The organism is Methylobacterium soli, from assembly GCF_008806385.1.
GTDB classification, from domain to species: domain Bacteria; phylum Pseudomonadota; class Alphaproteobacteria; order Rhizobiales; family Beijerinckiaceae; genus Methylobacterium; species Methylobacterium soli.
Genome location: NZ_VZZK01000005.1, coordinates 94,932 through 116,540, shown reverse-complemented (window position 1 = coordinate 116,540; position 21,609 = coordinate 94,932). Strand labels below are relative to the sequence as shown.

General features: G+C 71.2%; 19 protein-coding genes. 7 read left to right on the top strand and 12 right to left on the bottom strand.

Annotation, left to right across the window (positions count from 1 at the left end; genetic code table 11):
* Positions 1 to 177 precede the first annotated feature (177 nt).
* Positions 178 to 537, top strand: coding sequence for a hypothetical protein (locus F6X53_RS06570; RefSeq protein WP_150998530.1), 360 nt, complete (start codon positions 178 to 180; stop codon positions 535 to 537).
* Positions 538 to 932: 395 nt separating this feature from the next.
* Here F6X53_RS06570 and F6X53_RS06565 read toward each other — a convergent pair whose 3' ends face one another.
* From F6X53_RS06565 to F6X53_RS06555, 3 genes are all read right to left on the bottom strand, one after another.
* Positions 933 to 2,468 carry an undecaprenyl-phosphate glucose phosphotransferase gene (locus F6X53_RS06565; RefSeq protein ID WP_150998526.1) on the bottom strand — a complete coding sequence of 512 codons (1,536 nt, stop codon included), beginning with the start codon at positions 2,466 to 2,468 and terminating at the stop codon, positions 933 to 935.
* Positions 2,469 to 2,627: 159 nt separating this feature from the next.
* Entirely contained in the window at positions 2,628 to 3,842 is a 1,215-nt protein-coding gene (locus F6X53_RS06560; RefSeq protein ID WP_150998523.1) for a glycosyltransferase family 4 protein, read from the bottom strand.
* Positions 3,843 to 4,060: 218 nt separating this feature from the next.
* On the bottom strand, positions 4,061 to 4,633 hold the full coding sequence (locus tag F6X53_RS06555) for a polysaccharide biosynthesis/export family protein (RefSeq protein ID WP_150998838.1): 573 nt from the start codon (positions 4,631 to 4,633) through the stop codon (positions 4,061 to 4,063).
* A 189-nt stretch (positions 4,634 to 4,822) separates the two neighbouring features.
* Between F6X53_RS06555 and F6X53_RS06550 the strand changes: the two genes are divergently transcribed.
* On the top strand, positions 4,823 to 7,141 hold the full coding sequence (locus tag F6X53_RS06550; RefSeq protein WP_150998520.1) for an exopolysaccharide transport family protein: 2,319 nt from the start codon (positions 4,823 to 4,825) through the stop codon (positions 7,139 to 7,141).
* A 50-nt stretch (positions 7,142 to 7,191) separates the two neighbouring features.
* Here the strand turns inward: F6X53_RS06550 and F6X53_RS06545 are convergent, their stop codons facing one another.
* Positions 7,192 to 8,391, bottom strand: coding sequence for a GNAT family N-acetyltransferase (locus F6X53_RS06545; protein ID WP_373875985.1), 1,200 nt, complete (start codon positions 8,389 to 8,391; stop codon positions 7,192 to 7,194).
* 162 nt (positions 8,392 to 8,553) lie between these two features.
* On the opposite strand from F6X53_RS06545, the gene F6X53_RS06540 reads away from it, so the two are divergent.
* Positions 8,554 to 9,612, top strand: coding sequence for a polysaccharide deacetylase family protein (locus tag F6X53_RS06540; RefSeq protein ID WP_150998514.1), 1,059 nt, complete (start codon positions 8,554 to 8,556; stop codon positions 9,610 to 9,612).
* A 13-nt stretch (positions 9,613 to 9,625) separates the two neighbouring features.
* Here F6X53_RS06540 and F6X53_RS06535 read toward each other — a convergent pair whose 3' ends face one another.
* Positions 9,626 to 9,994, bottom strand: a complete 369-nt coding sequence (locus tag F6X53_RS06535) for a hypothetical protein (protein WP_150998511.1) — start codon at positions 9,992 to 9,994, stop codon at positions 9,626 to 9,628.
* 95 nt (positions 9,995 to 10,089) lie between these two features.
* Positions 10,090 to 10,296 (bottom strand): DUF2842 domain-containing protein, encoded by a 207-nt coding sequence (locus F6X53_RS06530; protein ID WP_150998508.1) that lies wholly within the window; start codon positions 10,294 to 10,296, stop codon positions 10,090 to 10,092.
* Positions 10,297 to 10,551: 255 nt separating this feature from the next.
* Between F6X53_RS06530 and F6X53_RS06525 the strand changes: the two genes are divergently transcribed.
* Together F6X53_RS06525 and trhA are read left to right on the top strand one after the other, a co-directional pair.
* On the top strand, positions 10,552 to 11,673 hold the full coding sequence (locus F6X53_RS06525; protein ID WP_150998505.1) for a COX15/CtaA family protein: 1,122 nt from the start codon (positions 10,552 to 10,554) through the stop codon (positions 11,671 to 11,673).
* A gap of 150 nt (positions 11,674 to 11,823) precedes the next feature.
* Positions 11,824 to 12,507 (top strand): PAQR family membrane homeostasis protein TrhA, encoded by a 684-nt coding sequence (gene trhA, locus F6X53_RS06520; RefSeq protein WP_150998502.1) that lies wholly within the window; start codon positions 11,824 to 11,826, stop codon positions 12,505 to 12,507.
* Between the two features lie 85 nt (positions 12,508 to 12,592).
* Here trhA and F6X53_RS06515 read toward each other — a convergent pair whose 3' ends face one another.
* Positions 12,593 to 13,264 (bottom strand): hypothetical protein, encoded by a 672-nt coding sequence (locus F6X53_RS06515; RefSeq protein ID WP_150998499.1) that lies wholly within the window; start codon positions 13,262 to 13,264, stop codon positions 12,593 to 12,595.
* Positions 13,265 to 13,354: 90 nt separating this feature from the next.
* On the bottom strand, positions 13,355 to 13,624 hold the full coding sequence (locus tag F6X53_RS06510; protein ID WP_150998496.1) for a hypothetical protein: 270 nt from the start codon (positions 13,622 to 13,624) through the stop codon (positions 13,355 to 13,357).
* A gap of 228 nt (positions 13,625 to 13,852) precedes the next feature.
* Between F6X53_RS06510 and F6X53_RS06505 the strand changes: the two genes are divergently transcribed.
* Positions 13,853 to 14,080, top strand: coding sequence for a hypothetical protein (locus tag F6X53_RS06505; RefSeq protein ID WP_150998493.1), 228 nt, complete (start codon positions 13,853 to 13,855; stop codon positions 14,078 to 14,080).
* A 99-nt stretch (positions 14,081 to 14,179) separates the two neighbouring features.
* Here the strand turns inward: F6X53_RS06505 and F6X53_RS06500 are convergent, their stop codons facing one another.
* The 4 genes from F6X53_RS06500 to F6X53_RS06485 form a co-directional block, all read right to left on the bottom strand.
* Complete coding sequence (locus tag F6X53_RS06500; RefSeq protein ID WP_150998490.1) at positions 14,180 to 15,277, bottom strand: hypothetical protein; 1,098 nt, start codon at positions 15,275 to 15,277, stop codon at positions 14,180 to 14,182.
* 128 nt (positions 15,278 to 15,405) lie between these two features.
* The gene (locus F6X53_RS06495; protein ID WP_150998487.1) at positions 15,406 to 18,471 is read right to left on the bottom strand and encodes a penicillin-binding protein 1A; all 3,066 of its coding nucleotides are present in this window, start codon (positions 18,469 to 18,471) and stop codon (positions 15,406 to 15,408) included.
* 115 nt (positions 18,472 to 18,586) lie between these two features.
* A complete protein-coding gene (locus F6X53_RS06490; RefSeq protein WP_150998484.1) occupies positions 18,587 to 19,189 on the bottom strand; it encodes a hypothetical protein in 603 nt (200 codons plus the stop codon).
* A 48-nt stretch (positions 19,190 to 19,237) separates the two neighbouring features.
* Positions 19,238 to 19,723 (bottom strand): hypothetical protein, encoded by a 486-nt coding sequence (locus F6X53_RS06485; RefSeq protein WP_150998481.1) that lies wholly within the window; start codon positions 19,721 to 19,723, stop codon positions 19,238 to 19,240.
* A 183-nt stretch (positions 19,724 to 19,906) separates the two neighbouring features.
* Here F6X53_RS06485 and F6X53_RS06480 point away from each other — a divergent pair, with 183 nt between their 5' ends.
* Entirely contained in the window at positions 19,907 to 21,574 is a 1,668-nt protein-coding gene (locus tag F6X53_RS06480; RefSeq protein ID WP_150998478.1) for an alpha-amylase family protein, read from the top strand.
* Positions 21,575 to 21,609 lie beyond the last annotated feature (35 nt).

Below are 21,609 nucleotides of genomic sequence, written 5' to 3'. Positions count from 1 at the left end.
CGCCCCGGTCCGGTGACCCTCCGCGCCGCCCCGAACCTGCGCGCCAAGGTCGCAGACGGGGGCAGCGGCGGCGACCTGGCGTTGCGGAACTCTCGCCGCGCGCATCGCTTTGACCCGCACCTCTGACGCGGGCTGCCGACCCTCGGCGGCCCGCGCAGCACTCGGGAGAAGCGCTTGATGCGAATGACCTACGCACTACCGGCCGCCCTCATCGTCCTCGCCGCGGCAGGCCCCGCCAGGGCGACGCCCTGTGCCGACGAGATCTCGACCCTCGAGCGGCGCCTCGACAGCGCCGGGGCCGAGAAGGTCACCGGCAAGGAGCCGCCGGGCGGAGCCACCTCCTCGCATTCCGACAAGGCCCTGGCGCAGCCACCCGGCGGGAAGCCGAGCGATCCGGGCGTGACCTCGACCGCGGGGGGCGTGAAGGAGGCCAAGGCCCTCGTCCAGCAGGCCAAGGCCGAGGACAAGGCCGGCAAGGCCGAGGCCTGCCGCGACACGATCCTGAAGGCGAAGGAGAAGGCCGGCGCCCTGCCGTAGCGGGCCCCGCCGGGCGACCTCGCCCATCACGCGCGAAGGACCGCCCCCGCTCCGGAGGCGGCCCCGCCGGGCCGTGCCGAGGGGCGCCTGCCCGAGGGTCGGTCGCGACTAGAGCTGTTCCCGATCGCGTTGCGACGGGACCGTCGGCCGCGCCCGTGCCGAAGCGGGCGCGGATCCCCTCTCCCGTGCGGGAGAGGGACAGGGTGAGGGTCGAGACCGTTCAGAACGAGGTGCGCCCGATCGGCGCCGAGATCGGCGATACGACCGCATGCTCCATCCTGAAGGCGCTCATCCCTCACCCCAACCCTCTCCCGCACGGGAGAGGGGGTCCGTCGCGCCGAACCGGACCGGGGCTGCCGATTTTCCAGCCCGTTGCAACGCGATCGGGCGCGGCTCTAGTAGGCGTTCTCGGTCTTGAACAGGGCCACCGGCGTGGTGAGCAGGATCTTCAGGTCGAGGAGCACCGACCAGTTCTCAATGTAGTAGAGGTCGTGCTCGACGCGGCGCTGCAGCTTCTCGCTGGTGTCCGTCTCGCCGCGCCAGCCATTCACCTGGGCCCAGCCGGTGATGCCGGGCTTCACCTTGTGGCGGGCGAAATAGCCGTCGACGACCTGGTCGTAGAGGGTGTTGGCGGCCTTGGCATGGACCGCGTGGGGGCGGGGACCCACCAGGGAGAGGTTGCCCTTAATGACGTTGAAGAGCTGGGGCAGCTCGTCGAGCGAGGTCTTGCGGATGAAGCGCCCGACCGGCGTCACCCGGGGATCGCCCCGCGTCACCTGTCGGGCGGCCGTGAGGTCGCACTGGTCGGTATACATCGAGCGGAACTTGTAGACGTCGATGAACTCGTTGTTGAAGCCGTGCCGCTTCTGCCGGAACAGCACCGGGCCGGGCGAGGTGCAACGCACCGCGAGCGCCACCGCGAGCATCACGGGAGAGAGGGCGAGGAGCAGGCCGAGCCCGACGACCCGGTCGAAGATGGCCTTCACCACCACGTCCCAATCGGCGATCGGCTTGTCGAAGACGTCGAGGACCGGGACGGCGCCGAGATAGGAATAGGCGCGCGGGCGCAGGCGGAGCTTCGTGGCGTGCGCCGAGAGGCGGATGTCGATCGGCAGCACCCAGAGCTTGGCCAGCATCTGCAGGATGCGCCCCTCCGCCGAGATCGGGATCGTGAAGATGATCAGGTCGAGGCGGGTGTGCCGGGCATAGGCGACGAGGTCGCTGACATTGCCGAGCTTCGGGTAGCCCGCCACCACGTCGGTCGAGCGGTCGTCGTTGCGATCGTCGAACACCCCGACGATGCGGATGCCGGTCTCGCCCTGCATCTCCAGCATGCGGATCAGCTCCTCCGCCGCCGGACCGCCGCCCACCACCGCGGTGCGGCGGTCGAAGCGGCCCTTGCGCATCTCGGCGCCGATCACCTGCGCCAGGACGGCGCGGCCCATCAGCAGGAGCCCGAGCCCGCTCGCGAAATAGGCGGCGAGCCAGAGGCGGGAATAATGGTCGGCGACCTTGGCGAGCACCATCGCGGTCGTCACGAGCAGGAAGGCGAGGCTCCAGCCCGCCGCGATCCTGGTGGCCGATCCGGTCGCGCTGCGGAACGCTCCGATCCGGTAGGTGCCGCTCACCTGATACAGCAGGATCGCGATCACCCCGATGCCGAGGATCGCCGTGAGATAGGACAGTTCGAGCGGCACGACGCCGCGCAGCATGACCTGATGCAGGACGAGCCCGAGCCCGACCACGAGGGCGAACTCGGCGGCGCGGATGCAGCCGGCGAGCACGACGGGGGAGATCAGCGGACCGGGTAGGGGCGGGGCGAGGGCCTCGGCCGGCGGCATCGCGGGCGCGCCCGGCTCCGCTCCGTCGCTCGTCGCGAGTCCGGGCTGCCCGGCCACTTTCAGAAGATCGCGGACGTCGAACGCACTCATGGAAAACGGTCCCGCTGCCGGCCGTCGCGCCCCCGCGACGATCGGGCCCACACTGGCAGGCCGACCTCTCGGAATCTTTAAGGCCGCGCCGCGCCGCGATGACGCGTTTTCGGACCCGCAGTGGGGAGGGGCTGCGAGGCCGGAAGAGAGGCGGGCCCCTCAGACGGGCTCCGCCATGCCGGTCTGCGCGGGCTGCCCCCGCGCCGGCGCGCCTTGCGGCCGGGCCCGCAGGGCGGCGGCGTAGCCCGAGAGGACGTCGGTTCCCATGCGCTGCATCGAGAAGCGCTGCCGCACCGAGGCGCTGAGCGCGGCAAAGCGCGCGCGGCACGCCTCCGGCTCCTCGTCGAGCACGCGCGCGATCGCGCGCGTCAGGGCCTGCGCATCGCGGGGGGGCACGAGTTCGGTGGCGGCCGTCCCGAAGATCTCCGGGATGCCGCCCACGTTGGTCGCGACCAGGGGCTGCGCCGCGGCGGCGGCCTCCAGGACCACGTAGGGCAGGGATTCGGCCAGGGAGGGCACGACCATGATCCGGCCGCGGGCGAGCACCGGGCGGATCGCCTGGGCGGGCTCGAAGGCCACCGCCTCGGACAGCCCCAGGGCCTCGGCCTTGGCCTTGAGGATCTCCGCATCGGGGCCGGACCCCACCATCAGGAGGCGGAGCGGGCGGCCCTCCCGGCGCAGGCGCGCGAGGGCGTCGAGGAGGACGGGCAGGCCCTTGGCCTCCCGCAATTCGCCGACATAGAGGAGGTCGAACGGGTCCGGCCCACGCGTCAGCGGCGCGAACTCGGACTCGCCGATGCCGTTATGCACGATGCGCCGCAGGCCACCGGTGGCGGCGACATCGGCCTGGTGGCGGCCCGCCACGTACTCGCTCTCGAACAAGAACACGTCGGTGCGGCGGGCGAGCAGCCCCTCGATGCCCATGTAGAGCCGGTGCAGCATCGTGCCCGGCCGGTAATTGTAGCTGCCGCCATGGGGCGTGTAGGCGCGGATCACCGGGCGGCTGCGGACGGGGGCGAGGCGGGCATAGACGCCGCCCTTGGCTCCGTGCCCGTGCAGGATGTTGGCGCCGACGGCCTCGGCCCGGCGGGCGACGGCCCGCAGGACCGCGAGGTCGGAGAAGTGCGGGTTGCGCCGCATCGGCAGGCGCGTCACGCCGAGGCCGAGGCTCGGCGCGAGCTCGGAGAGGGCCCGCTCGGCGCGCTCGCCCCCGGTCGTCGCATCGCAAACGATCCCGACCTGATGCCCGGCCGCGGCCTGGAGCCGCGCGAGGTCGACGACGTGCCGGAACAGCCCCCCGACCGGCGCGCGGAAGACGTGCAGGATGCGGTAGGGCGGGGGGGTCTCGGGCGGATTGGGGATTGGGGCGACCACGGGAGCGACTCCAGCCGGCGTTCGGCCGGTCTGGAGGCTAGATCCGCATCCGTGGTCGAGGCGTTAAGGCGCCGCGGCGGCGGGCGCGCCGGCGCCCTTAATCAGCCCGGAGGGTTAGGGCGGGCCTAACGGGTCGCGGACAAGTCGCGACGGCTCCCAGTCTCCGATCAGACGCGCGCTCTCACGCCGAACCGGGATCCACGTCGGCGGAGCGCGCTCTAGAAGAAGCGCTCCTTGACCACGATGGTGTCGCCCGGCCGCACCGGGTAGGTCATCGGGACGATGCCGGAGACGAGGCCGCCCGCGCCCTCGCGGGTCAGCACGGCGTAGTCGCGCGCCGCGCGCGGCCCGAAGCCCGCCGCGATCGCCACCGCGGTCTCCACCGTCATGCCGTTGACGAAGGGGTACTGGCCCGAGGTCGTGACCTCGCCGAGGATGTAGAAGGGCCGATAGGCGTCGACCTCGACGGTGACGTGGGGTTCGCGCACGAAGCCCGCGGCGAGCTTGGCCTCGATGGTGCGGGCCGCCGCCGCCGTCGTCTGGCCGCCGATCGCCACCGTGCCGATCAGCGGCATGGCGATGCGCCCGGCCCCGTCCACCGCGTAGATGTTCGAGAGGTTGTCCTGGCCGAACACGATGACCCGGAGCCGGTCGCCGGCCGAGAGGGTGTATCGCGCGCCGATCGAGCCGGTCCCGGTGGCATCGAGCTGCTCGGTCCGGTAATCCGGACGCAGGCAGCCGCCGAGCGCGAGGCTCGATGTGAGAGCGAGAAGCAATCCGCGCCGGTTCATCACCACTGCCGCGTTGAAGGGCCTGAGTTGGCTCCGTTCTGGGCGAATATGGTTAAGGAAAGCTGACGTCCCGAAAGCGCGCGCCGCGCAGGGTACGGATCTTAACGGTCAGGCAATCTTAACAGGCTTTTATCGGGGACGATCCCGCTCCTGACGTCGGATCGACTTGCCTTGCGTGAAGATCGTGCCATGCCCCGCGCCACCTCCGCCCGTCTTCATTCCACGACGCCACCGGGCGAGGGATTGGCCCTCGCGCAGGTCGGCGGGCTTCTCCGGCGATCCTGGGCCTGGATCGCGCTCCCGACCCTCGCGGTCGGCATCGCGGCCGTGGCCTTCGTGCAGGTGGTGCCGCCCCGCTTCACCGGCGAGGCGAAGATCCTCCTGGAGAGCCGCGACACGGCCTTCGCCCGCACCGCCCAGGAACGCGGCGAGCAGCCCGCCCTGATCGACGAGCAGGCGGTGGCGAGCCAGGTGCAGGTCGTGATGTCCCGCGACCTTGCCCGCGAGGCGATCCGGCGGCTCAAGCTCGTCGGCAACCCGGAATTCGACCCGAATGTCGACGGGCTCGGCCCGATCCAGCGCACCCTGATGCTGATCGGCCTCGCCAAGAATCCGCTGGAGCGCCCCCCCGAGGACCGCGTTCTCGACGCCTATTTCGACCGGCTCCTGGTCTTTCCGGCCGGCAAGTCGCGCATCCTCTCGGTCGAGTTCCGCTCGAAGGATGCGGGCCTCGCGGCCCAGGCCGCCAACACCATCGCGGAGCTCTACATCGCCTCGCTCGAGGCCGCGAAGGTCGACACTGCCCGCTACGCCTCGACCTGGCTCGGCGGCAATATCGAGGCCCTTCGCAGCCGGGTCTCCGAGGCCGAGGCCAAGGTCGAGACCTTCCGGGCCAAGAACGGCCTGATCGCCTCCGGCGGCGGCGCCGGCCAGCCCCTGAACGGCCAGCAGCTCAGCGAGCTGTCGAGCCAGCTCTCCCAGGCCCGCACCGTCAAGGCGGACCTCGCCGGGCGCGTCAAGCTGATCAAGGAGATGATCAAGGACGGGCGTGCCTTCGAGATCCCGGACGTCGCCAACAACGAGCTGATCCGGCGCGTCGTCGAGAGCCGCATCACCCTCCGGGCGCAGCTCGCGCTGGAATCGCGCACGCTGCTGCCGGCCCATCCGCGCATCAAGGAGCTGACCGCGCAGGTCACCGACCTCGACCAGCAGATCAAGTCCGCCGCGGAGCGGGTGGTGCGCACCCTGGAGAACGACGCCAAGATCGCCGGGGCCCGGGTCGACAGCCTGCAGGCCACCGTCGACGGCCAGCGCGACGTCGTCGCCAAGGGCAACACCAGCGAGGTGCAGCTGCGCGCCCTCGAGCGCGAGGCCAAGGCCCAGCGCGAGCAGCTCGAATCCTACCTCTCGCGCTACCGCGAGGCCGCCGCGCGCGACGCCGAGAGCGCGACGCCGGCCGATGCGCGCATCGTCTCGCGGGCGGTGACGCCGGAGACTCCCTCCTTCCCCAAGAAGCTGCCGATCATCGGCTTCGCCGCGCTCCTGGCCTTCCTGTTCGCGGCCGGTTCCGTGATCGCGCGCCACCTCCTGGCGGCCCCCGCCGGCAACGCGGGCGCGGCCTCGCAGGTTCGGAGGAGCGAGGCCGCGCCCCGGATGGAGCCCGTGCCCTTCGCCTTCCCGGAGGCCGCGCCCCCGGCATCCTGGCCAATGGTGCCGGGCCTCGCCGCCTTCGAGACCGGCTTCCGGGCCGGGGCCGTCCTCAAGCCGGCCGTGCCCGCGATGGTTCGGCCCGCCGCTCCGGCGGCGGCGGTCCAGGCGGCGGTCCAAGAGGCGCCGATCCAGGAGGCGGCGGCGTTCGATCTCGATCCGCTCATCGCGCGCCTGCGCGACACGGCGCCGATGGCGGGCGGACGGGGCGTCCTCGTGGTCGAGACCGACGCGCGCCGCCCGAACGGACCCGGCCGGAACCCTGAGAAGAGCCTCGCCGAGAGCCTCGCCGAGGCCCTGTCGCCCGGCTCGCAGACGCTCATCGTCGATCTCAACGGCCCGGCCTCGCATTCGGACGCGCCGGGGCTCACCGACCTCGTGGCGGGCGATGCCGCCTTCCTGGACGTGATCCAGGCGTTGCCGGCCTCCCGGCTGCACCGGGTCGCCTGCGGCTTCGTCGACACGGAGGTTCTGTTCGAGGAGCCGCAGGCCCTCGCCATCACCCTGGACGCCATGGCGGAGGCCTATGATTGGGTCATCTGCCGCCTGCGCTTCCGCCCGGGCCAGGCCTCGCGCGCGCTGCTGAGCGCGGTCGCCGCCCGCATGGACGGCGTCGTCATCGCCTCGAATGCCGAGGCGGACGATCCGGATCTCGTCGCCCTCTACGGGCTCGCCGAGGATGCCGGCGCCGGCCAGGTTCTGGTGGCGCAGGACGACGTGGTGCAGGAACAGGCGAGCGGACGCCCGGCCTCATCCTATCCTGAGGTTGCGGACATGCCCCTGCGCCTCTCGGCCGCCTGAGGCGCGGCCGCGCCGACCGGACGGGTCCGGCGCGGCTCGCCCCCCGGACGTCAGCCGGCCCGCAGACGGCGGGCCTTCTGGGCGAGTGCCCAGAGGCGCGGGCTGCGCTTGATGCGGGCCTTCAGGCGGCCGAGCCCCTCCAGGGCGAGGCCCTGGAGGCGCCCGCGCAGGGTCACGGGGATCGTCACCGTCACGAGTTCGATGGTCTCGTCGCAGATGCTCGCCTTGTAGCGCGCCTCGCCGACCCCGAGATCGAAGCCCCGGCGCCCGCGCGCCGCCTGCTCGCGGACGAGGTGATGCAGCAGCAGGTCGCCGGGGCTGCAGCGGGCGATCTCCGGGTCGGCCTCGAAGGCCGTCATCATGCCGCTGAAGCGATCCTCGCTCACCGCCGCCCCGAAGGTCGCGAGCACGCGCCCGCTGTCGCGCGCCACGAGGGCGTGAAGCTCCATGGCCGGACGGCCGGAGCCGTCGCCGGGTCCGGCGGCGCGCGCGAGGAAGCGGCGGATCGGCGCCTCCGCGTAGGGATTGCGAATGCCGAGGCTCGCGAAGCGGGCGGATTTCTGGAGGTAGAAGGCCGCGAGAAAGGTCGCACTCTCCTCCTGCGTCGCCGCGCAGCGATACGCCACCGGGCCGACCGTCTCGACGAGGCGCTTCTCCTTCTGGCGCAGCTTCTTGCGCGCATCGGCGCTGAAGGCGCGGCGCACCGTCTCCTCGGGGTCAAGTCCGAGCCTCATCCCGTAGGCGTCGCTCGGGGAGGCCATCCCGCCGAGGCTCAGGGGATTGGCCGCGCCTTCCCAGGTCCGGGGCTGATGCGCGAGAACGTAGACGTCGATGCCGGCCTCGCGGCCGACCTCCGCCAGGAGGGCCCGCAGGTCGTCGCCCGGGATCGCCGCGGCCTCCCGCGAGGCGAACAGGGGCAGGTGATAATTCGCGTGGTATCCGCCGACGACGCGGGCGACCCGAACGCCGCGCTCGCGCGTCACCGTGAGGGGCAGGAGAAGCCGCGGCCGTCCGTCGGCCTCGCGCAGGACGATCACCCGGAGCGCGCCCGGATCGACCTCGGCCACCCGGTAGGACGCGACCCAGTCGAAGCGTTGGTAGGGCGTGCCGAGGCAGGCGGGCCCGGCCTCGATGCTGCGCCACAGGGCCTCGACGGCGCCGAGCTCCGTCCAGACCTCCGCCCTCAGCCCACCGCGCGTCTCTGCCGTGGCCATGCGGGCTCCACCCATAGCATGGACGAGAACTGTCATTTGCGTCGTCCCCTCAGCACTCGCTCCAGGACATAAAGGCGTCGTGCCTTAACGGGCGTGTACATCCCGGGCCGATCTCAGGGCGTAGGTAACGAAACCTTGTCGGTCGAAGGCTTAAGCCTTGCGGGACCAAGCCCTTTCGGGCCGTTCACGGGCCGCGCCATGCTTTCCACGCGAAACCGCCATCGCCTGCTCCAGGCCGGGTTCGAGGTCGTCTCGGCGACGCGCGCCGACCGCTGGCTCGCCCCGGCGGCGCGGGGGCTCGGGGTGATCCTGACCTTCCATCACGTGAGCCCGGAGCCTCCCGCGCCCTTCGCGCCGAACCGCATCCTCACGATCACGCCGGACTTCCTCGATCTCACCCTGACGAGCCTGCGCGCCCGCGGCTACAGCCTCGTTCCCCTCGATGCGGTGCCCGACCGGCTGGCGCATCCCGATCCGGAGGCGCCCTTCGCGGTCCTGACCTTCGATGACGGCTACCGCGACAATGTCGAGCATGCGGTGCCGATCCTGCGCCGCCACGGGGCGCCCTGGACCCTGTTCGTCACCACCGATTTCGCCGACCAGCGCGGACGCCTCTGGTGGAACGAGCTGGAGCGGGCGATCGCCCGCCTCGACCGGGTCCGGATCGGCGGCCCCGACCCCCTCGATTTGCCCGCGCGCGACGCGGACGAGAAGAATGCGGCCTTCGACGCCGTCTACCGCGCCCTGCGCGGCGGCCCCGAGGCGCGGCTCCTCGCAATCATCGCCGATCTCTGCCGGCAGGCGGGCTTCGCGGACGGGGGGGTGGCGGGCGAGCTCTGCCTCGATTGGGACGCACTGCGGGCGCTCGGCCGGGACCCGGCGGTGACGATCGGGGCCCATACCCGCACGCATCCGATGCTCGCCAAGCACCCGGCGGCGGTGGCGCGCCGCGAGATCGCGGAGGCGCGCGACCGCATCGTCGCGGAGCTCGGGCGGCCGGTGCGCCACCTGTCCTTCCCGGTGGGGGACCCGACCTCGGCGGCGGCGCGGGAATTCGCGATGGCGCGGGAGCTCGGCTTCGCCACGGCGGTGACGACCCGGCCGGGCCATCTCTTCGCCGCGCATTGCGCCCATCTCCAGGCGCTGCCCCGGGTCTCGATCAACGGCGCCTACCAGTCGCGCGCGGCCCTGGCGGGGCTCCTCTCGGGGGTGCCGTTCCTGGCCTGGAATCGCGGCCGGCGCCTCAACGTCGCGTGAGGCGCGGGCGGCCTCAGCGCCGGCGGCGCCGGCGGTAGCTGCGGCTCTCGTCGGAGCCCGCCGTGAAGACCGCGCTCTGGCGGCCGCGGCGCACGCGGTAGCGCCCGCGCCGGCCGCTCCTGGCCTCGGGCGCCGGATCGTCGGCCACGGGAAGCGCCGCCGTGGTCGCGGTGGCCGGGGCGGAGGCGGCGCTGCCGTCGCCGCCCGCGATGTTCTTGGCCGCAGGGCCGAATATCGAGAGACACTGGTTGTAGGCGAGGTCGTTCTTGAGGCGCTCGCAATCGTTGACGGAGCGGGGCGTGTCCTGCGCCAGAGCGGAGGGGCTTAGGATCAGGCAGAGGAGGCCGGCGAAGCCGAGGCGGCTCTGGAACGGGCGTGGCATGGAGCGGCTTTGCGGGAGGAGTTCGGATTGCTCGGGAAGGCGAGGCCGCTTCTCGGTCCCGAGTGCGGCGAAAACGCGGGCACTTCCGCGAAATCTCACGTATCCGGCCGCTCCATCCAGCGGATCACCGGCATCAGGGGAAAGATCCAGGCGATCCCGAGCAGGCAGTAGAGCACGGTCTGGATCAGGGCCGGCGCCTGCGAGATTCGGCTGTCGGCGATCGCCATCGCGAGGGGCGCGTAGAGGATCACGAAGGCCAGGATGCCGATCGTGCCGATCAGGCTGCGGGTGCGGCGGCGCATCGGGCTCCTCGTCGTGACAATCCGCGCCAGCGCTAATCGCCCGGGCGCGCGAAGGCAACGGCCCCACGGGGTCGCACGGCGCGCCCGCGGTCGCGTCTCTGCTCAACCTGGCTTCGGGGCGGGTGCGGCACCGCCGGGCGTTGCCCCCCGGGCGGCCTTTGCCTAACTCACGCACGCGCAACACCCTTCCGCCCAGCGCCCCGCCGACGACGTCCGCCGCCGCGCCGTCCGCCGACCGACAGACGAGACCCCGCGATGATGCCTGCCGCCACCGCCCGATCCGGACGAAATCCCAGGCGGGCCGTGCGCGGCTGGCTCTATCTCCTGGCCGCCCTGGTGGTGGCGATGGTGGCGGTCGGCGGCGCGACCCGGCTGACCGGATCCGGCCTGTCGATCACCGAGTGGCGCCCCGTCACCGGCGCGGTGCCGCCTCTCTCGGCCGAGGCCTGGACGGCGGAATTCGAGAAGTACAAGGACACGCCGCAATACCGCATCCTCAACCAGGGGATGGGGCTTGCCGACTTCAAGGTCCTGTACGGCTGGGAATGGGGCCACCGCCTGCTCGGGCGCATCGTCGGGCTCGTCTTCTTCCTGCCGCTCCTCTGGTTCTGGTGGCGGGGCCGCCTCAGCCGCCGTCTCGGGCTCGGGCTGCTATGCCTCGGCATCCTCGGCGGATTGCAGGGCGCCATCGGCTGGATCATGGTCGCGTCGGGCCTGCAGCCGGGCATGACGGCGGTGGCGCCGATCAAGCTCGCCCTCCACCTCACCACCGCGAGCCTGATCCTGGCGGGCCTCGTCTGGCTCGCGGCGGGCGAGCGCGGCGAGGCGATCGCCCCGGCCCCGCGCCGCCTGCGGGCGACGGCCCTCCTCCTGCCGGCGCTGGTCCTGCTGCAGATCTTCCTCGGCGGGCTGGTCGCCGGCTCGCATGCGGGCCTCGTCTACAACACCTGGCCGAGCATGAACGGCGACCTGATCCCGCCCGTGGAGGGGCTGTTCGTGGTCAGGCCCTGGATCGAGAACTTCGTCGACAACGCCACCCTGGTCCAGTTCAACCACCGGATGACGGCCTATCTCCTCGTCACGGTGGCGATCCTGCACGCCCTCGACGCCATCGTGAGCCGCCCCGGCAGCGGAGCCGCCCGGCGCGCCATCGGGATCGCCGGCCTCACCCTGGCGCAGGCCATGCTCGGCATCACGGCGCTGCTGCTCGCGGTGCCGCTCTGGGCCGCGCTCGCTCACCAGGTCTTCGCCATGGCGGTCCTGACCATGGCGGTGGTGCATGCGCGCCTGAGCCGCGGCACGGTCGTTGCGAGAGCCGGAACCGGCGTCCCGGAGACGCCGTTCGGCTACGAGGCGATGTCGGTCCGGCGGGCATGAAGCCGGCTTTGCTTCGCGGCCAATGTCCCGCAACGCACAAATCTTCACCATTTCGGCTGATTTCTGTGGAATGAAGGATGATACCGTAGTTCGCCGTGGGAACGACTTCAGGCGTTTACGCTTAGCTTCCGCAGAATGCAGGAGGCAGAGATGTTCCTTGCGGAGGATGGACGACCGACGGGACTGAATTGGAATTACTCGCGGCGCGAGATGGTCGCCGATGGGGTCATCCATTGTATCGGCGTGGCATTCGGTCTTGCGGCGTCTGTCGCTCTGATCGCGACAGCTGCGGCGACACAGATCGGATGGGGCGTTCGAGCCTCGGTGGTCGTCTACGCGGCTGCCCTGGTCTCGATGCTGGCGGTCTCCGCCACCTACAACCTCTACCCGGTCAGTCCGCGCAAATGGCTGCTTCGCCGCGCCGACCACGCGCTGATCTACCTGATGATCGCCGGCACCTACACACCCCTCGTCGCCCTCGTGGGCACCGGCGCGACGGCCTACGCGCTCCTGGCCTTCATCTGGATCGTGGCCGGCATCGGCATCGCCGTGAAGCTGCTGCTGCCCGGCCGCTTCGACCGCCTCTCGATCGCCCTCTACCTGATGCTCGGATGGAGCGGTCTCTTCGCCTATGAATCCGTCATCGCGGTGCTGCAGCCAACGGCCCTGTGGCTGCTCGCCATCGGCGGCCTGCTCTACTCGATCGGGGTGATTTTCCACGTCTGGCGCAACCTGCCGTTCCAGAACGCGATCTGGCACGCCTTCGTGCTGGTGGCGACGGCCTGCCATTTCGGCACGGTCTGGGCGAGCCTCACCGGGGCCGCGGCCGCCTGACCGGCGGCCTTCCGCCGGCCGGACGTGAAGACGGGCGGGCCGCCGCGCGGTCCGCCCGTCTTCACGTCCGGCCGCGATGCGAGGGTCAGGGATTCGTGTTCCAAGGATAGATCACCCGCATGGCTGTCGCCTCGGCCTGCTGCTGGGCCGGCGGGGCGGCCTCCGGCGTGGCCTTGTGCAGGCGGGCGAGGGCCTTGCGGGCCTGGTCGGCCGGCATGGCGCCGACCGGGGCGATCATCGCGGCGAGCAGGCGGCGCGTCTTGCGGTCGACCCGGGAGGATTGCTCGACCGCCTGGAATTCGTGCATCGCGTGGCGCTTGTCGGGATTGCCGGTGAAGACCCGCGCCCCGTCCTTGAGCACCACGATGTCGCCGGGCCGCAGGGTCTCGTCGCGCAGGAGCGCGGCGGCCGGGCCTGCCTTCATGTCGAGGGGCGTCTGCCGGTCGGTGATCGTCACCTTCAGGGGCTCGGGCTTCGGCAGGGCGGCGTAGCGGATCTTCGGGCGAAGCCGCGCCCCCTCGGCGCGCCGGTCGTGGCGGCGCCCGTAATAGCGCTCGGGGGAGGGCATCTGCACCTCGGCCGGCTGAGGCGCGGCCTGCTGGGCGGGCCTGGCGCCCCCGAAGAGCTGCTGGAACAGGCCGCCCAGCCCCCCCGCATCCTGGGCGTGGACACTCGCGGCGGTGCCGAGGATCAGGCCAGTCGCGGTCAGCGCCACGAGGCTCCGGCGGGTCGCGTGGCGGCTCAAAGTCGGTGGCATCGGCCTCTCCGGAAGGATCCTGGCGCCTGCGGCGCGACGTCTCACCTTCAACGGAGGGTTAACCGAGACAGTTCCGATGCAATCAGGAGATTAAATCGAACCGTTGGAGCTGCCGCCCGGCGGCGCCTCGCCGCCCTCGCCGATGCAGTCGAGGGCGCGCTCGACGGCGCTGACCGCGTCGAGAAGGTTCTGGACCGTGCGCTCGACCTCGAGGGCCGGGCGCCCCATGGCGGCGGCGCGCGAACTGAGATCCTCCAGCTGCTCCAGCAGGTCGAGGAGGTCACCGGCGACGGCGACCACCTCGCAGCGCGCGAGTTGCGCGGCGGGTTGGCGCTGGCGGAAGGGCAGGACGTTGCTCATCGGGGCCAGTCTTCGCCAAAAGCTTGGGGATTCGCCAGGGTTCGGGCCGGCTCCTCCACACGATTGCCGGAGTTGCGTGGCCCTTTCGACGCGGATTGGTGTGTTTTTCGTGGCCACCGGACATCACCCTGACCGGAAAGGTCCACGGAACGTGAACCATGCGCTTGACGGCGTGCGGGGCAGGGCACCACCACCGTGCCGACGATCAAAACCCCGTGGAGTCCCGCGATGCGCCTCAAACCCCTCGTCCTCGCCGCCCTCGCCTCAGCCCTGTCCGGCGGGCTCGCCGCCTGCAACAGCGTCGAGGGGAGCGACAGCCGCAGCGGCCTGTCCGAGACCTTCAACACCGACAATTACCGCCGCTCGAACGACACCAACGGCACCCAGACCCGGCGGGACGTGAACCGCCTCTACACGCAGCCCTCGCTGCCCTCGATCGTCAACCGCGGCTACTGAGCGGGGCGGGGACCGCCCCCCGCGCCGGCTGACGGCGTTGCGCGAGGCAACCTGATCCAGGCGCTGCAGCGTTTTCGGCGCCGCAGCGTTCTCGGCGCCTCAGCGCTTTCCCAGCGCGTCCGCGAAGGCGGTGATCCGGTTGCGGGCGTAGGTGGGCAGGCCGGCGCTGATCGAGGTGCCGGTGTTGAAGCTCGAATTGCCCATCAGGACCTGCGCCGGCAGGAGGTTCTTGAGCACCGGCACGCGCGCATACTCGGCCTTGCGGTCGAGGACGTCGGCCTTGATGGCGAGCGCCATGTAGGTGGTGACCACGGTCCTGGTCGGGTCGCCCGGCATCGGCTGGAACACCGCCAGGAACTTGCCGAAGCGCAGGATCTGGTTGACCCAGAAGATGGTCTGTTCGAGCCCGCCCGTCACCGGGGTGTCGACCTTGGTGAGGCCGGAGAGCGCCGCCGCCTCGGCGGGCGGCAGGGTGCGCAGCTCGCTCTGGAACGCGACGAACTCGGCGATCTTCTTGGCGCCGCCCTCTTCCAGCTTGTTGGCGAGCTTCACGCCGAGGGGCAGCTTGCCTTCGAGATCGTAGCGCGACTCGATGCAGACGGTGCCCTCCGGCCCGCACCAGGGCCGGTCCGGGCGCTTGGCGAAGGCCGCCTGCGGGTCCTTGGTTGGGGTGACGTCGGCAGGCGCCAACGTCCTGTGCTTGATGGCCGGGTCCATCCTCTGGACGAAGCCGAGATTGGCGAAGGCCTGGAGGTCGATCGCCTCCGGGGGCCGCGCCACCACGAAGCGCCCCTCGGCCACGTAGACCTTCAGGGTCTCGTGCCGGGGCTTGGCGACGCCGTTCACCGTCACCGTGTAATCGGGCTCCCGGTAGGCCGGGAAGGGCGCGAGGGCGGCGGCCTCCGCGGGCCGCGTCCGGGCCCAGTCGAGATAGGGCACGAGGCCGTTCTCAGGGACGGCCGGCTTGTCGCGGTGATCGGTGAACAGCACCGTGCCGGGCTTGATCGTGGCGGGGTCGACGGCCTCCACGGAGGCCACCTCGCGGATCCGCTCGGGGGCGGCCGCGGCCTGCTGCGCCATGCCGGGGGCGGGCGCTTGCGCCTGGGCTTGCGTCTGTGCCTGGGCTTGCGTCTGGGCCACCGACACGGTGCCCGCCGCGAGCGCAAGGGCCAGGGTCGCCGAAAGCTGCGTCTGCACGTCGTCAAGCCTCAGGAATACGGGATGGGTGGGAGCGGGCGCTCATCCGCGAGCCTCGCGGAATTCGGCCCGCGAGGCCGGCAGAATTCGGCACAGGATCGCGGCCCCGCCTGGGGCGGGATCCGGCATCAGTAGCGCGGATCGTCGCCGAACAGGTAGTCCGGGTCGCGCCGGCGGGGCCGCGGCCAGTCGTCCTCGCCGAAGGGCGAGCGGTTGGTCTGGCCCGGCCAGGGCTGGTAGCCGTCGAGATCGCCCTGCGCCCGCCGGCTGCGCGGCGCCTGCGGGCGGCGCTCGCCGAAGGGGTCGAGGAGGTCGGCCTCCGGCACCCGGTTGCCGTAGACGTCGCCCGCGGCATCCGCCCCCTGCTCGGCCCCACCGAGGCCGGCCCCGCCGAGGCCGGCATCGCCGTCCTCCGCGTCCGGCCGCATGGCGTAGAGGGTCTCGCGGGGCACGAGGCGGAACTGGGTGTCGGCCATGCGGCCATCCCCTTGCGTGCGGAAATGCTCCAGGAAGCCGCCGCCCGCGACGCGCTCGCCGCTGCGGGCATCGATCGGCAGGTCGATCAGGAAGCGCCGGGCCTCCTGCGAGGGCGGGGCGAGGGGCGTCTTGCCGATGCCGTTCGCCCAGGCCGCCTGCAGGATCTGGCCCGCGATCGGGACCGAGACGTGGCCGCCGGTCTGGCCGCGCCCGAGCGTGCGGCGGTTGCCGTCGGCATTGTCGTAGCCGACCCAGACCACGATGGTGATCTCGTTGGTGAAGCCCGCGAACCAGGCGTCGTTCTCGTTCTCCGAGGTGCCGGTCTTGCCCGCGATGTAGGGGGCGAAGCGCGCGAGCGCGGCGGCGGTGCCGTGGCTCGTCACCCCCTGCAGCATGGTCTTGAGCTGGTAGAAGGCAACCCGGTCGGCCGAGCCGATCCGCACCGGCTCCCGGGCCGCGTGCGCGTAGACGGGCTTGCCGTCGCGCTCGATGCCCTCGAGGGCGTAGGGGGTCGGGCGCCCACCCTCATTGGCCACCGCCGCGTAAAAGGCGGCGAGGTCGAGCATGCGCACGGGCTGCGCGCCGAGCACGAACGGGTAGTAGCGCTCGCATTCTGCGTAGATCTGGGCCTCGAGGGCGATGTCGCAGACGCGGCCCAGGCTCGCGGGCGCCTTGTCGGCGATGCCCCCCTGGAGCAGGCGCGCGGTGACGAGGTTCTTCGAGAATTCGAGGCCGCGGCGCAGGGTCGTGGCGCCGGAGCCGCCGCCCTCGTAGTTCTTCGGCGACCAGCTGTCCCCGACGCCCCCGATGGGCGGCAGGGTGATGGCGGAATCCATCACGAGGGTGTTCGGCTGGAGCCCGGCATTGAGGGCCGCCAGATAGGTGAGGGGCTTCAGGGTCGAGCCCGGCTGGCGCACCGCCTGGGTGACGCGGTTCAGCTGGCTCAGCGGGTAGGAGAAGCCGCCCGCCATGGCGAGGATGCGCCCGGTGCGGTTCTCCAGCACCAGGGCCGCGCCCTGCACGTTTGGCCGCACCCGGATCTCGGCGCGGGGCGCGCCCTTGCCCTCGCGCAGCCTCACCCGCACCACGTCGTAGGCCTGCAGCTTGCCTCGGGCGATGCCGGGATCGAGGCTGGCGATGCGGCCGTCGGCGAGCCCGACCTTCACCGACCCGCGCCCGGGCTCCAGCACCACCGCGAGCGGCCAGTGCACGTCGTAGAGGACGGGCCGCGCGCTCTCGAGCGCCCGCAGCCAGGCGGGTTTGGGGCCGGTCGCCCGCGAGCCGGGGGGCTTGGCGCCGGCGAGCTTGGCGCCGGCGGGAGTCCGGGCGGCCTTCCCCTGGGCGCCCTCCGGCTTCGGCTCGGCCGGCGCCTGCGCGCCCGTCACATTCGGGGCGGATTGGGGGGCGGCCTCGGGGGCGGGGGTCGCGGCCTCGAGCCGGCGCACGCTGTCGGCGAGGTTGAACTCGGGGCCGGAAAAGCTCTGGCGGCCGGTGCCCCGCTCGTAGGTGGCGAGCCCGTCCTGCAGGGCGGTCTCGACCGCCCGCTGCAGCCCGGCATTGACGGTGGCGCGCACCGTGTAGGAGGCGCTCGTCAGGGACTCGATGCCGCCGAAGGTGCGGGCCTCGCGGGCGAGGTAATCGACCACGTAGAAGCCCGAGTCGCGCCGCGCGGTCTCGATCGGCTTGAGGCCGAGATCGGCCTTGACCGCCTCGGCCATCTGGGCGTCGGTGATCGCGCCCTCTTCCTTCAGGCGCGCCAGCACGTAGGCGCGCCGCTCGCGGGCCCGGTCGGGGTATTTGTCGGGGCTGTAGTAGTTCGGGCCCTTGGGCATTCCGGCCAGCAGCGCCGCCTCGGACAAGCCGAGCTGCCCCACCGATTTCCCGAAATAGCTGCGCGCCGCCATCTCGATGCCGTAGGCGCCACGGCCGAGATAGATCCCGTTGAGGTAGAGGCCGAGGATCTGGGGCTTCGTCAGGATGCGCTCGAGGCGCGCCGCCACGATCATCTCGCGGATCTTGCGCTCGTAGGTGACGTCGTCGCCCACCGAGAGGTTCTTAACCACCTGCTGGGTGATGGTGGAGCCGCCCTGCGGGCGCCCGGGCGAGGCGAGGTTGCCGATGAAGGCCCGGATGACGCCGCGCTCGTCGATGCCGTGGTGGCTCTCGAAGCGCTTGTCCTCGGCGGCGATGAAGGCCTTCTGGACGAGGGGCGGCACCTCGGCGACCGGCACCACGAGGCGGCGGCCATTGGCCTCGAAGGTCTCCGAATAGGGCTTGCCGGCCCCGTCGAGGATCAGGCTCGCCCCCGGGAGCTTAGGGTCCTTCAGGGCCTCGGCGGCGGGCAGGTCGGCGGCGGCCTTGTTGTAGAAGGCGATCACCTCGGCGGCGACGAAGGGGGACTCCTTGGGGTCCTCGCCCTTGCAGAACTGGCGGTAGCTCGTGCTCAGCTCACCGATATCGAGCCCGTGCAGGAGCTTGGGGGCGGAGGGCCCCGCCACCGTGCTGGGATCCTCCATCGCGGTGGAGATCAATTCGTCGAGGTTGATGTCCTCGATGTCGAAGGCCTTGCGCATGTGGGCGCAGCCGTCGCGCAGGATCTGGACGACCTGGGCGGCGTCTGCCACGGGATCGAACTGCGTCTTCACCGCGTCCGGCCGCGTCGTGACCTGGCTCAGGGTGAGGGCGGTCGCGAACAGCTTGATCAGGATGGTGTTCATCGGGCGGGTTGAGGCACCGGGCGGGACGCGGAGACGCGAAGCGGCCGGGAGGATCGCGGCCGCGCCCTAAGATGGGGTGCACAACGCGGCTGTTTTAAGATGCTGGCCCGGGCCCTCAGCCCTTGATCGTGAAGGGCTGCGGGACGCGGGCGCTGCGCCCGCTCGCCTTGTCGTGCAGGGTGAAGACCAGGACGTAATCGCCCTCCGCGATCCCGTCGAGCGTCAGGGTCAGGTTGATGAAGAGCTCGCGGACGCGGGCATGGCTCGTCAGGCCGTAATCGAGGAAGCCGTTCTGGCCCCCGAGGACCTTGCCGGCCGGGGTCGTGATCTCGAAATCGACCGTCACGCCGAGCCGGTGGAGGTCCGTCCCGACCGGAACCCAGCCATAGCCCACCGGCTCGACATAGGTGATGAGCGCCTCCCCGGGCTTGAAGACGGACGAGGGACGCGCCTCGTAATCCCCGAAGGCCTCGGCCTTGCGGCTGACGAGGAGGTTGCGCCGCGCGCCGAAGGGCAGGCGCAGCCAGAGCTCGGCGGTGGCCCTCTCGAAGGCATCGAGATCCGCCAGGGTCGGGCGCGCCGGGACCGCTGGCGGCTCCAGCTTCGCGGGGGCGGGCTTCGCGGCGCCCGACCAGAAATCGTCGGCGGCCGGCGCGGCCCTCGGGCCCGTCCCGCACCACAGCAGCATCGCCGCCGCCAGCCCGATCCCGATGCGCATCGCCCGCTCCCCCTCGCCACCCTTGTCCGCCGCCCTCGTCCGCCGCGCCTACTGGATCGGCCGCACGCTGTTCATGATGCCGGCGATGTCGGCCTTGTTGGCCGCGCGCTCCTCCTCGGAGCCCCAGAGGGTGATCATGATCACCTGGTTCTCGCCGCCGCTCAGGATGACGAAGTCGACGATGGTCTTGCCGTTGAGATCGGTGGTGTTGTAGCGGATCACCTGGCCGGCGGTGCCGTTGAAGTCCATCTCCCGCTCTTCCGGCTTCACCTTGTCGTCGATCTCGTTTTCCTTCATCCACTTCTTGTTGGCCAGAAGCATCGCGTCGAGCTTCTTCTTGCTGGCCGATTCCACCGAGAAGAACATGTCGCCGTCCGGCGATTTCGCCGAGAAGCCGTACTCGATCTCCTCGGACTTCCACGTGTCGGGCAGGCGGAGCGTGACGGCCGGGTTCTTCTCCGGCACCGCGAAGTTGCGCGCCTCGGCCGGGAGGGCGAGCGCCAGGAACGCGAGGCCGAGCAGGAACTTACGCATCAACACTTCCCCCCAGATGTCGCCCGTCTCCCGCGGGGCTGAACCCGGCCTGTGTCCGGCCGAAACCGAGTACAGTCAAGCTTGGAACCTGAAAAAATCGGGCACAGCCTCGGCCGACACTGAAAAAGCGACGGTTTTGCAACCTGTGCGTTAAGAAGCGCTGCCATTTCGCCGAGAGCCCGCATGATCAACGATCTCTGGTACAAGAACGCCGTCATCTACTGCCTCTCGGTGCGGACCTTCATGGATGCCGACGGCGACGGGATCGGGGATTTCGCCGGGCTGGAGCGGCGGCTCGATTACCTCCAGGGCCTCGGCGTCACGGCGATCTGGCTGATGCCGTTCCAGCCCTCGCCGAAGAAGGATGGCGGCTACGACATCTCGGATTATTACGGGGTCGATCCCGATTACGGCAGCCTCGGCGACTTCGTCGCCTTCACGCACGCGGCGCGGCAACGGGGCCTGCGGGTGATCATCGACCTCGTGGTCAACCACACCTCGGACCGGCACCGCTGGTTCCAGTCGGCGCGCTCCGACCCGCATTCCCTCTATCGCGACTGGTATGTCTGGTCGGAGGAGCGGCCCGCCAATGCGGACGAGGGCATGGTGTTCCCGGGCGTGCAGCGGACGACCTGGACCTACGACACCAAGGCGAAGGCCTATTATTTCCACCGCTTCTTCGATTTCCAGCCGGACCTGAACACCGCCAACCCGGCGGTGATCGCCGAGATCCTGAAGATCATGGGCTTCTGGATCGAGCTCGGGGTCTCGGGCTTCCGCATGGATGCGGTGCCGTTCGTGATCGCCCGCAAGGGCGCCGACGTGAAAGGCGAGCCCGTCGAGCAATTCGACCTGCTGCGCAACTTCCGCGAGTTCCTGCAATGGCGCCAGGGCGACGCCATCATCCTGGCCGAGGCCAATATCCTGCCGCGCCAGGACCTCGATTATTTCGGGGATGACGGCGACCGCATGCACATGATGTTCAACTTCCAGGTCAATCAGGCGACCTTCTACGCGCTCGCGGCGAGCGACGGGCGCCCCCTGGTCAAGGCGATCGAGAAGACCTGGGCCCGCCCCGCCACCGCCCAGTGGGCGACCTTCCTGCGCAACCACGACGAGCTCGATCTCGGGCGCCTCACCGAGGCGCAGCGGCAGGCGGTGTTCCGGGCATTCGGGCCCGAGGCGGAGATGCAGCTCTACGACCGGGGCATCCGCCGCCGCCTCGCCCCGATGCTGCAGGGGGACCCGCGCCGGATCCGGCTCGCCTACTCGCTGATGTTCACCCTGCCCGGCACGCCGGTCCTGCGCTACGGCGACGAGATCGGCATGGGCGACGACTTGAGCCTGAAGGAGCGCGACTGCGCCCGCACGCCGATGCAATGGACCGGGGAGGCGAATGGGGGCTTCTCGAAGGCCGAGCGCCCGGTGATGCCGGTGATCGCCAAGGGGCCGTTCGGCTTCCCCCACGTCAACGTCGCCGAGCAGCGCCACGACCGGGACTCGCTCCTCGCCTGGATGCAGAGCATCATCCGCCTGCGCAAGGAGGCGCCCGAGATCGGCTGGGGCGAGATCAGCGCCGTCGAGACCGGCGAGAACGCGGTCCTGGCGCTGCGCTACGATTGGCGCAACAACGCCGTCCTGTGCGTGCACAACCTCGCGGCGCGGCCCCTCGAGGTGGCGCTCCGGACCGGCATCGCCGCGCCGGAGGGCGACCTCCTGATCGACCTCCTCACGGGCAGCCGCAGCGAGGCGGCGGAGGATGGCCGCCACACGATCTGCCTCGAGGGCTACGGCTATCACTGGTACCGGGTCGGCGGCCTCGACGCGCTGCTGCGGCGCAGCCCCGGCTGAGTCCGGCCCGGCTGAGGCCGGTTCGGGCTTGGAGG